This window comes from Novosphingobium acidiphilum DSM 19966 (assembly GCF_000429005.1).
Taxonomy (GTDB): Bacteria; Pseudomonadota; Alphaproteobacteria; order Sphingomonadales; family Sphingomonadaceae; genus Novosphingobium; species Novosphingobium acidiphilum.
In genome coordinates, this window is the sequence record NZ_AUBA01000010.1 from 137,256 (window position 1) to 145,921 (window position 8,666).

Annotated in this window: 10 protein-coding genes; 2 read left to right on the forward strand and 8 right to left on the reverse strand. The window is 65.1% G+C overall.

Annotation, left to right across the window (positions count from 1 at the left end; genetic code table 11):
- Window positions 1-36 precede the first annotated feature (36 nt).
- The gene (locus tag G404_RS0110715; RefSeq protein WP_028641077.1) at window positions 37-1,047 is read left to right on the forward strand and encodes an acetamidase/formamidase family protein; all 1,011 of its coding nucleotides are present in this window, start codon (window positions 37-39) and stop codon (window positions 1,045-1,047) included.
- A 48-nt stretch (window positions 1,048-1,095) separates the two neighbouring features.
- On the opposite strand, the gene G404_RS0110720 is transcribed toward G404_RS0110715, so the two are convergent.
- The 7 genes from G404_RS0110720 to G404_RS0110750 all read right to left on the reverse strand — a co-directional run bounded on the left by G404_RS0110720 (window position 1,096) and on the right by G404_RS0110750 (window position 7,853).
- Complete coding sequence (locus G404_RS0110720; RefSeq protein WP_051280534.1) at window positions 1,096-1,308, reverse strand: hypothetical protein; 213 nt, start codon at window positions 1,306-1,308, stop codon at window positions 1,096-1,098.
- A 35-nt stretch (window positions 1,309-1,343) separates the two neighbouring features.
- Window positions 1,344-2,618 (reverse strand): chloride channel protein, encoded by a 1,275-nt coding sequence (locus tag G404_RS0110725; protein WP_051280558.1) that lies wholly within the window; start codon window positions 2,616-2,618, stop codon window positions 1,344-1,346.
- 7 nt (window positions 2,619-2,625) lie between these two features.
- Window positions 2,626-4,260 (reverse strand): M28 family metallopeptidase, encoded by a 1,635-nt coding sequence (locus tag G404_RS0110730; RefSeq protein WP_051280560.1) that lies wholly within the window; start codon window positions 4,258-4,260, stop codon window positions 2,626-2,628.
- 157 nt (window positions 4,261-4,417) lie between these two features.
- Window positions 4,418-5,497: a zinc-dependent alcohol dehydrogenase family protein gene (locus tag G404_RS0110735; protein WP_245584494.1), complete on the reverse strand. Its 1,080-nt coding sequence runs from the start codon at window positions 5,495-5,497 to the stop codon at window positions 4,418-4,420.
- Window positions 5,498-5,657: 160 nt separating this feature from the next.
- The gene (gene rpsI / locus G404_RS18810) at window positions 5,658-6,188 is read right to left on the reverse strand and encodes a 30S ribosomal protein S9 (protein ID WP_036521074.1); all 531 of its coding nucleotides are present in this window, start codon (window positions 6,186-6,188) and stop codon (window positions 5,658-5,660) included.
- Entirely contained in the window at window positions 6,188-6,667 is a 480-nt protein-coding gene (rplM, locus tag G404_RS0110745) for a 50S ribosomal protein L13 (protein WP_036521076.1), read from the reverse strand. Before rplM ends, rpsI begins: the two co-directional genes overlap by 1 nt.
- A gap of 130 nt (window positions 6,668-6,797) precedes the next feature.
- Window positions 6,798-7,853, reverse strand: coding sequence for a COX15/CtaA family protein (locus G404_RS0110750; RefSeq protein WP_028641084.1), 1,056 nt, complete (start codon window positions 7,851-7,853; stop codon window positions 6,798-6,800).
- A 106-nt stretch (window positions 7,854-7,959) separates the two neighbouring features.
- Between G404_RS0110750 and G404_RS0110755 the strand changes: the two genes are divergently transcribed.
- Window positions 7,960-8,349 (forward strand): MerC domain-containing protein, encoded by a 390-nt coding sequence (locus G404_RS0110755; protein ID WP_051280536.1) that lies wholly within the window; start codon window positions 7,960-7,962, stop codon window positions 8,347-8,349.
- Window positions 8,350-8,373: 24 nt separating this feature from the next.
- Here G404_RS0110755 and G404_RS0110760 read toward each other — a convergent pair whose 3' ends face one another.
- On the reverse strand, window positions 8,374-8,580 hold the full coding sequence (locus tag G404_RS0110760; RefSeq protein WP_028639520.1) for a hypothetical protein: 207 nt from the start codon (window positions 8,578-8,580) through the stop codon (window positions 8,374-8,376).
- Window positions 8,581-8,666 lie beyond the last annotated feature (86 nt).

The window sequence follows — 8,666 nt, forward strand, 5'->3', positions numbered from 1 at the left end:
GCAAAGCTGCGCGCCGATCTGCCGAAGGAACCCCGGATGCGATTGCTGATTTTGGCCGCGCTTGCGATTGCCACACCCGCCCGGGCCGAAACCTTCGAGTTGAAGGCGACGCCGCAAACGGTCGCGTGGGGGCATTACGATGCCACCGACAAGCCGGTTCTGACCGTGCGATCAGGCGACACCGTGGTGATCCATACGCTGCTGACCAACAGCCCGGCGGGTCTTGAAAAAGCAGGCGTTGCCCCCGCCGATGTCGAACCGGCCTTGCGTGCGGTGTTTGACGGCGTGCCCGCCTCGGCGCGCGGACCGGGCGGGCATATCCTGACCGGGCCGATCGCGATCGAGGGCGCAGAACCGGGCGATACGCTGGAAGTGCGCATCCGCAAGATCGATCTGGCGATCCCCTATGCCTACAACGCGTTCCGCTATGGCGCCGGGTTTCTGACCGACGATTTCCCCTATCCCAGGGTGAAGATCGTGCCGCTGGATGCCAAGCGCATGACCGGCCTGTTCGGCCCCGGTATCGAAGTGCCGCTGGCGCCGTTTTTCGGCAGCATGGGCGTGGCTCCGCCGCCGGCATTCGGTCGTTATGATTCGGCGCCGCCCACCATCAACGGCGGCAATATGGACGACAAGGCGCTGGTGGCGGGCACCACGCTGTTTCTGCCGGTGCATGCGCGCGGCGCGCTGTTCCAGGTGGGCGATGGCCATGCCGCGCAGGGCAATGGCGAAGTGGATATCACCGCGCTGGAAACATCGTTGACAGGCACGTTCCAGTTCATCCTGCACAAGCAGCAAATGCTGCCCTATCCGCGCGCGGAAACCCCCACGGCCTATATTGCGATGGGGTTTGACGACGATCTGAGCCACGCCACGCGCAAGGCGGTGCGCAACATGATCGATTTTCTGGTCAACACCAAGACCATGTCGCGCGACGATGCCTATATGCTGATCAGCGTGGCGGGCGATGTCGAGATCACCGAACTGGTCGACCGCAACAAGGGCGTGCACGTCGTGCTGCCCAAGGCGCTGTTCGAACAGCGCTAGAGCATTTTGCAAAAAAGTGGGCACCGGTTTTTTGCAATAAACGATGCTTTATTTCGCAGATTGCGCCGCCGCCGGTTCACGCGCCCACGGCGATATTGACGGTTTGGTGTTGCCGCCGGTTGCCGCGGGCTTGTCTTCGGCATTCGTTTCTTCAAGCGAAGGCACGCTGCAATAGGCGGTCAGCAGCATGCCGGCCGCCCACAGCAGCGCGTTCCAGCGGCTGCGGAACAGGGTGTTCAGCCTGGGCCCGGGGATCAGCATGGGGGCAGGTGTGCGCGCACCGGGGTTAAGATCTGCTATTCGGCGCGAAACTGTTCGGACAGCGCGTGGTACAGCTTTGGCCGGCACACCACCGCGCTGACCGCATCGGCGATCAGCGCGGTGGCAAACAGCGGCAGGATCATCGTGCGATCGGCGGTCATTTCCATCATGATGATCACCGACGTCATCGGCGCGCGCACCACCCCGGTGAAATAGCCGACCATGCCCAGCAGCACGATCGCGCCGGCCGGACTGCCCGCAAACAGCATCGACATCAGCTGCCCCAGCCCCGCGCCCACCGACAGCGACGGCGCAAAGATCCCGCCGGGCGCACCGCTTAGCGCGGTGGCCAGCGTGACCACGAATTTGGCGGGCCCAAATGCCAGCGATGCGTGATCGCCCGCCAGCAGATGCCGCGTCGTCTCGTACCCGGTGCCCCAGCTCAAGCCGTCGGTTGCCCACCCTGCCAGCGCGACGATCAATCCGCACAGCGCGGCAAACATGATCGGCCGCGCGCGCAACGGTGCCAGCCAGGTCTGCGCCGGGCTGGCCAGCGCGATCAGGCTGCGCGAAAACAGCCCCCCTGCCACGCCGCCCAGCACACCTGCCACCGGTGCTGCAACCAGCATCGTGCGGATCGGCAGGGCCTGTCCCATGGCGCCGAAATAGACATAGTCTCCGGCCAGGCCCAGGCTAACCAGTCCGGAGATCATCACCGCGGCCATCACCATCACCGCCACTTTCTGTTCGAACGCGGCCGCCAGTTCCTCGATGGCAAAGGCGACGCCGGCCAGCGGGGTGTTGAACGCCGCAGCCACACCCGCTGCGCCACCGGCGATGATGACGCCTGCGGTTACCGGCACGCGCAGCCAGCGATGCACTGCCACCATCAGTGCGGCGCTGATCTGCACCGTGGGGCCTTCGCGCCCCACCGATGCGCCGCACAACAGCATGGCCAGTGTCGCCAGAAACTTTGCCGCTGCCGTGCGCAGCGAAACCAGCGCGCCATCGGTCGTTTTGTCCGGATTGTGGCTGGCCGCCATGACCTGCGGAATGCCCGATCCGCGTGCCGCCGGAAAGGTGCGCCGGGTCAGGTAGACGATCCCTGCGAACACCGCCGGGGTACCGATAAACGGGGCATAAGGCGCGGCGGCAACCAGCCGCGCAAACGCCTGCTGGGCCAGATCCCCCAGCCGGGCAAAGGCAATCGCGGCCAGCCCCAGTGCCACCGCGCCCACCACCGCGGCCAGGCGGGTGTGGACGACGGTCAGTTGCTTGCGGGCAAAGGCGGCTGGGTTTCGGCGCGGCATCGGTTGCTCAGTGTGCGGCCAGATCGCGGCGAAACACACTGCCCGGCACCCACTGCGGCCGGGCCGCACCATCAGCCACCCGCAGCGCCAGTTCGGCGACAAAGGCGTCCAGCTTTGCCGCCTCGTCCTTCAGCACGCCGGGCTGCTGCAGATCGTCGGCCGGCGAATGATAACGGTTGGCGCGCCAGTCGTGCTCGATGCGGAACTCGGGCGTGTTTCGGGCAAAGCCGAACTTGAACGCCAGCGCGGGGATACCTTCGCGGACAAAGCTGAACTGGTCCATGCGGATAAACGTGTTGCGATCGGGCATCGGATCGGGAACCAGCGCCAGACCGCGGTGCGCCGCCACCGTGCGGGCATCGTCGCCCAGCGTGCTTTCGCCTTCGCCGATCGCGGCCACGGCGGTCAGCGGCCACAACGGCAGCGGCATGTCGAAATTGAGATCCGCGACGATCGACCCCCCGGGTACAGACGGACGCATCGCGAAATAGTGCGATCCCAGCAGGCCCTTTTCCTCGGCCGTGACGATCACGAACAGGATCGACCGGCGCGGCCGGTCTGGCCCGCTGCGCAGCCGGTGCGCGACATCCAGCACCGAGGCCACGCCCGATGCATCGTCCATCGCGCCGGTGTAAATCGCCCTGCCGTTGATCGGTGCGCCGATCCCCAGATGATCAAGATGCGCCGACAGCACGACATATTGCCCGGCCAGCTGCGGATCGCTGCCCGGCAAACGCGCGACCAGATTGGGCGATGTCAGTGCCGTCTGATGCGCAACCACGCTGGCCTGAAACCGCGGTGCCAGCGCAAACGCCGGCACCGCGCGCGACGCATCGGCCAGCGCGCACAGCTCTGCAAAACTGTGGCCTGATCCCCGAAACAGCGCGTCGGCGTGATCGGGGTCCACTGCACCGCTGAAGAAATCGTCGGGCATGTCGCGCAGCTGCGGATCGGCCAGATACATGCCGGGCTGCCCGGCCAGCAGTTTTTGCCGTGCCCAGGGGATTTCGATCTGGTGCGGCGTGGTCAGCGATATCAGCCCGACCGCCCCCAGCGTGCCCAGCAGTTTCGCGCGGTCGAAACGCGCGTTCGATTTGATCGACGCCGCGATCGACGCGGGGCCGCCGCTGATCACCACCGCGATCTTGCCCTTCAGATCGACGCCTGCGAAATCGTCGTGGCCTTGCGCGGGCAGATGCAGGCCATAGCCGATGAACACCAGCGGTGCATCGATCTGCGCCGGACGCCGCGCCCCCCCGGCGGAAATCAGCGCATCGGCGCCAACTGTGAGCGCGGTTCTGGTGCCGTCGGGCGCGACCAGCACGGCACGTGATGCCGCCTGGTCGACCATCTGCTGTTCGAACGCCACCGGTTGCAGATACCCGTCGACCCCTGCGGGGGTCAGCCCCTCGGCCCGGAACCGTGCCATGACATAGTCGGCCGCGCGCAAATATCCCGCCGACCCGGTCTGGCGCCCCTCGTTGGCGTCATCGGCAATCGCGCTGACATCTGCCCACCACTGCGCAGCCGCCGGTGCAAGCGCTGCAGGCTCGGCGTGGAGGGGTGCGGCAAGCGACAGCGCAAGTGCGGCACCTGCCAGGCAACCAACGACCGGCTTTGCTGCACCGGGTGTGCGGCCCATTGCGATTCCGCGGCGTTTCGACATCGGCAATCGCTCCGTGGGTCTGGCAGAATGCAGACTGGTATTGGACGGGTTTGCGGCAGGCAAACGAAAAAGGCCCGGGGATGACCCCGGGCCGTGGTACCGCCCCATCCCCTGGCGTGCGACGCCGAAGGGATCAGGCTTCGATAATCACTTTCAACGCTTTGGTCGTGGCGGCATTGCCGAAGGTTTCATAGGCTTCGAGAATGGCGTCGAGCTTGAAATGGTGGGTGATCAGGCGTTTGGGCTCGATGCGTCCTGCGGCCAGCACTTTGAGCAGCATCGGCGTGCTGGAGGTATCGACCAGTCGCGTGGTGATCGCGATGTTGCGGTCCCACAGCGTTTCCAGATGGAGCGCCACCGGCACGCCGTGGACGCCGACATTGGCAATCGTGCCGCCGGCCGCGACAATCTTTTCGCACAATTCGAACGTGGCGGGGATGCCCACCGCCTCGATCGCGGTATCGACGCCCTTGCCGCCGGTGATCGCCATCAGCGCCTTGACCGGATCACCTTCGCCACTGCTGCCGGCGCCGCTGTTTATGGTGTGAGTGGCACCAAATGTCCTGGCGATTTCCAACCTGTTGTCATCGAGATCGATCATGATGAGCATGCCCGGCGAATAGAACTGCGCAGTCAGCAGCGCAGCCAGCCCGACCGGCCCCGACCCGACGATTGCCACGGTGTCGCCCGGCTGGATCTTGCCATTAAGCACGCCGCATTCGAACCCCGTCGGCAGGATGTCGCTCAGCATGACCAGCGCTTCTTCATCGGCGCCGGCCGGAATTGGGTAGAGGCTGGTATCGGCATGCGGGGTGCGCACGTATTCGGCCTGGCAGCCGTCGATCGTGTTGCCCAGGATCCAGCCGCCGGTGGTGCAATGCGAAAACATGCCCCTGCGGCAGAATTCGCATTTGCCGCAGGCGCTGACGCAGGAAATCAGCACGCGGTCGCCCGGCTTGAACGTGGTCACCGCAGGGCCGACCAGGTCGACCACGCCGACGCCCTCGTGGCCCAGAATGCGGCCCGGGGCGCAACTGGGCAGATCGCCTTTGAGGATGTGCAGATCGGTGCCGCAAATCGTTGTCCGGGTGATTTTGATCACGGCATCGCCAGGATCGATGATCTGCGGTTTGGCATGGGCTTCGAACGAGGGCTTGCCCGGTCCGTGATAGACAAGCGCCTGCATTGTCGAAAGCGTGGTGGCTTCGTTCATGGCAAATTCCCGGATGGTTGGCTTGCCCTGAGCGGTAGGCCTGTCGCAGACCGGTCGGCAGGTTCGGATAGTACCCACCCGCGCCATGGCGCATGACAGAAAAAGCCCGGGAATGACCCCGGGCTTTTCCGTTTGCGATATGCAAGTGCTGGTCTGTAAATCAGCGCTTCGAGAACTGGAAGCTCTTGCGCGCCTTGGCGCGGCCGTACTTCTTGCGTTCCACGACGCGCGGATCGCGGGTCAGGAAGCCGGCGGCCTTGACCGCGCTGCGCAGCAGCGGTTCGTACTTCGACAGCGCCTGGGCGATGCCGTGCTTGACCGCACCGGCCTGGCCCGACAGACCGCCGCCCTTGACGGTGCAGATCACGTCGTACTGGGCATCACGACCGGCCACCTGGAACGGCTGGTTGATCACCAGACGCAGGGTGGGGCGGGCAAAGTACACTTCCTGATCGCGGCCGTTGACGGTAATCTTGCCCGAACCGGGCTTGATCCACACGCGGGCCACGGCGTCCTTGCGGCGACCGGTGGCATATGAGCGACCCTGGGCGTCGATTTCGCGTTCGCGAATGACGGCGGCGGGGCCGGTGCGCACGACGGGTGCAGCGATTTCGCCAGTGTCTTCGGCGGGGGCGGCAGCAGCCAGATCCTTCAGATCGGCCAGGCTGGAAACGGAATCGGTGTCAGCCATTATGCACCCACCTTGTTCTTGCGATTGAGCGACGCGACATCGAGCACTTCGGGCTGGTTGCCCGCATGCGGATGGTCGACACCGTTGTAGAGATGCAGCGCGCGCATCTGGGCGCGGCCAAGCGGCCCGCGCGGGATCATGCGTTCAACCGCCTTTTCCACAACGCGCTCGGGGAAACGGCCACCGAGCAGTTTGCTCGCGGTCAGTTCCTTGATCCCGCCGGCATAGCCGGTGTGCTTGTAATAGATCTTGTTCTTCAGCTTGTTGCCGGTGAACTTGACCTTGTCGGCGTTGATCACGATCACGTGATCGCCGCAATCGACGTGCGGCGTGTACGTCGGCTTGTGCTTGCCGCGCAGATGATTGGCGATGATCACCGCCAGACGGCCAACGACGAGGCCGTCGGCATCAATCACGTGCCACTTTTTTTCCACCTCGGCCGGTTTGATCGACCGGGTGACCTTGCTGAGCGCCTTCATAGGCTTTCGGTTCCCTAAAGTAATGCACCGGACGCCGGGCGCCGCGGTAAGTGAGGGGGCCTTTGTTGCAAATGGGGCGTTGAGTCAAGGTTTCAGGCGGTTTTGCGGAGAGGTAAAATAATACCTTGTCTCAGTTCGGCTGCTTGCCCAGGCCGTGCGCGGACCAGGTCGTGGCCACCACCAGCAGCGCGCCGGTCAGCTGGTGCAGCACTGCCAGGGGTATCCACACACCGCTCCACACCGTGGCGATGCCCAGCAGGATCTGGGTGCCGAATGCGCTGTGCAGCGCGATCGAAGCCGGGCGGTGGCCCGCCTTGCGCGCCGCGCGCGCCAGCATGACCAGCACGACCACCAGGGCCCAGGCCCACCAGCGATGAAGAAAATGCACCAGATAAGGATCGTGGCTGGCGGCAAAACCGGGACCGTGCGTCCAATCGATGCCGGCGGGCCAGAACCGGCCCTGCATCAACGGCCACGCGTCCCAGTTGAACCAGCCGGCACCGGCCACCACGCCTGCGCGCAACCCTGCCAGCCAGGCCCCCAGGATCAGCTGCACCGCCAGCGCGGCCAGCGCCAGCGCGGCCAGCGGGCGCAATCGCGCCGGCGCCTGCCCCCGCGCCGTGCCGGTCAGATCGCGCGCGGTCCACACGACACCCGCCAGCGTGGTCAGGGCCACCAGCAGATGCGTGGCCAGGCGGAAATGGCTGACTTTCACATCATGGACAATGCCCGATTTGACCATCCACCAGCCCACCGCGCCCTGCAGGCCGCCCAGCGCCAGCAGCGCGATCAGCCGCGGCTTGTACCCGGCGGGAATCGCCCCGCGCCACCAGAACCATGCCAGCGGCGCGGCAAACGCCAGGCCGATGCCGCGCGCCAGCAAACGGTGCACCCATTCCCAGAAAAAGATGAACTTGTAGGTGCCAAGCGTCATCCCCGCTGGGCCGTTCACGCGGATATATTGCGGGGTCTGCTGGTACGCTGTGAATTGGCGTTGCCAATCCGCGTCGGTCAGCGGCGGCAGCGTGCCCGAAACCACATTCCATTCGGTGATCGACACCCCCGATTCGGTCAGGCGGGTAATGCCGCCGACGACCACGATGGCGATGATCAGCGCGGCGACCACCGCCAACCAGCGAACAAGTGCCAGGGGGCGTGCGGTTTCGGATGCAAGGGTCTGGGTCATGCGGCCCGATCTGACGGCGGATCGGCGCGCATGCAAGGGCTTAACATGTCCCCATCGGGCATGATCTGCCTTGCGTCATGATACACCGTCACATATACGCCCGGCCATGCGCAAGGCCCCCCCCGTTTCGCACTATCCCGGTCATGGCCGGCTCGATCGCATCGGTGTGATCGTGTCGGGGCTGTGCATGGTGCATTGCCTGGCAGGACTGTTGCTGATCGGCGTGCTGGGGCTGGGCGGCGGGCTGCTGCTGCATCCGGCGATCCACCGCTTTGGCCTGATTGCGGCGGTGCTGATCGGCGCCGCGACGATCGGCGCCAATGCGCTGCGCCATGGCCATCGGCTGCCGCTGGTGCTGGGTGCAGCCGGCCTGTTGCTGATGGCCGGCGCGATCGCGGCACACCATGGCGCCGGCGAAGCGGCGATGACGATCGCCGGGGTTGGCCTGGTTGCCAGCGCGCATATCATCAACTTGCGCCGGACGCCCTGCTGCTAGGCGGCGTGGACAAATTTGGGGTTCTCAATCATCGAGCGTCACAAGCAGGCACGCCCGAAAGGTGCCTTCCGCAGTGTCCTGCCGGTGCCAGATTTTGACGACGTTATAATACTCGAAAAAGCCTTCCGTATCTCGGGCAAGGTGTTCGCCAACGCGCGGCAGGAAGTCGAAGTCGGCTACGAATAGTAGCTTTTCCGGATCCTCGCCCTCAAACACTTCCACCAAAGCCATAAAGTCCTCCGTGCAGGCATAATTGCAATATTGGCCAGTCCCGGCAACGCCTTACGCTGAGAACGATTGACGAGGCGCGAGAGGAT